Here is a 2,135-nt window from a genome sequence, read left to right as displayed (position 1 = left end):
ATAGCATCGCTTTGTTGGATTTAGCTACGCGCAAGACAATCGCTACCGGGGATTTAAATGCGGCTGTGCGGGAAATTACAGAGGTTGCCACGGATATCCTGGAAGTAGAGCGAGCTAGCGTTTGGTTATTTAACGAGGAGCGATCGGTAATTCAATGCTTAGATCTATACAAACGCAGTGCGGGCGATCGTACCTCTGGATTGGAGCTAAAAGCAGTTGACTTTCCCGCTTATTTCCAGGCTTTGCAAACAGAACGCATTATTGCCGCCCATGATGCCCATACCGACCCCAGAACAAGCGAATTTTCCGTTGCCTATCTGACACCCTTGGGTATTAATTCTATGTTGGATGCACCGATTCGCGTCGGTGGCAAGATGGTCGGCGTCATCTGCCACGAACATATCGGCCCCGCCCGTCAGTGGGCCTTAGAAGAAGAACATTTTGCAGGTTCTTTAGCGAATTTTATTGCTTTGGCAATGGAAGCGGCTTCCCGCAAACAGGCACAAGAAGCACTAGAAAAGGCAAATGAAGAGTTAGAAATGAGAGTTGAGGAGCGCACGGCTGTCTTAAAAGAAACCAATCGGCAACTATTGGTAGAAATTCTAGAAAGAAAGCGATCGGAAGAGGCTTTGCGCGTTTCGGAAGAAAAGTTTTCTCTGATCTTTCGTTCCTGTCCTGACATGATTTCCATCAGTACCCTGGAAGAAGGGCGTTTGATTGAGGTGAACGAAAGTTTTTTGATCGATTCAGGCTTCCAGCGCGAAGAAGTCATCGGTCGAACGGCAACAGAACTGGGAATATGGGTCAATCCCCAAGATCGCCTGAGAATCATCCAAACGATCGCACAAAAAGGGACTGTTTGCAACCAAGAGTGCGAATTTCGCAAAAAATCAGGGGAAATAATTGTGGGGCTGCTATCAGCTGAGAAGATCCATTTGAATGGTGAGCCGTGCTTGCTCGTCGTAACCACTGATATCACCTACCGCGTGCGAATGGAAGAAGCCCTGCGCTATCAACAGCAACAAACTGAGCGTCTGCTGCTGAATATTCTACCTGCGGCGATCGCCGATCGTCTCAAACTGGAAGAAACTACTATTGCCGACAGCTTTGAGGAAAGTACGGTTTTGTTTGCCGATATCGTTGGCTTTACAGAACTTTCGGCTGCTAAAGATCCTGTAGAACTGGTAGAACTGCTCAACGAAATTTTCTCAACCTTTGATTCGCTTACCGATCGCTATGGGTTGGAAAAAATCAAGACGATCGGCGATGCTTATATGGTAGTGGGAGGACTGCCGATGCCCAGGCGAGACCACGCCGAAGCAGTGGCAGAATTAGCCCTCGATATGCAAATGGAAATTAACCTCTTCAACACCGAAACCAATCGAAACCTGCAACTGCGCCTGGGTATAAATACTGGCCCCGTCGTTGCCGGTGTGATCGGTACTAAAAAGTTTATTTACGATTTGTGGGGCGATACTGTGAATACTGCCAGCCGTATGGAATCCCACGGCATTCCCGGCCAAATTCAGGTTACAGCTAGCACTTATACCCTACTGCGGGATAAATATTTGTTTGAAGAGCGGGGTCCCATCCCGATCAAAGGGAAAGGCGAAATGACTACTTATTTTCTCATAGGCAGAAAAGATAGTGGTTTATCTATCTAATCTAAAGTTTTTTGTACTTTCAAAAAACTAGCGATCGTCTTTTGCAACCTCTTTGCTAGTCTCGTGCTAATAGGGTGTCAGCGAGCGAACATTAACGAGGTACGTAAAAATCTAGGTACTAATCGCAAACTCGATCGGCTCTTCCGTACTGAGTCTGGAAAACGGTTCTTTTTGGGCAAGAGAACATCAGGAATCCGGTATAAGCAATGCTTATACAGTAAGGATTATGGCAGATCGATCGGGTTTACTTATCACGCTATGTACGAGAGAGCCTGTCAAATATGATAATTAAGCGCCGTCTGTTAGCTAAAAATCTGGCTTTGCTGTTTGTTTTTGCCGCCATCTTACCTTTAATAGCTGGGGGTACTTTATCTATTTATAGTGGATTTCGATTTAGCAATCGAGAGATCGCTACTCGCCAAGAAAGTATAATCGCTTTGGGCAATACTTACATTTCTACCTCCGTCGATC

The 2,135-nt window shown here is 46.0% G+C and carries 2 protein-coding genes; both read left to right on the top strand.

Annotation, left to right across the window (positions count from 1 at the left end):
- On the top strand, window positions 1–1,664 hold a 1,664-nt coding region (locus tag H6S82_RS30450; RefSeq protein ID WP_191057269.1), incomplete at its 5' end, for an adenylate/guanylate cyclase domain-containing protein.
- 281 nt (window positions 1,665–1,945) lie between these two features.
- A partial coding sequence (locus tag H6S82_RS30445; RefSeq protein WP_191057268.1) for a hypothetical protein occupies window positions 1,946–2,135 on the top strand: 190 nt, incomplete at its 3' end.

Source organism: Planktothrix sp. FACHB-1355 (genome assembly GCF_014748295.1).
Taxonomy (GTDB): Bacteria; Cyanobacteriota; Cyanobacteriia; order Cyanobacteriales; family Aerosakkonemataceae; genus Aerosakkonema; species Aerosakkonema funiforme_A.
This window is presented reverse-complemented; position numbering and strand designations above follow the sequence as displayed.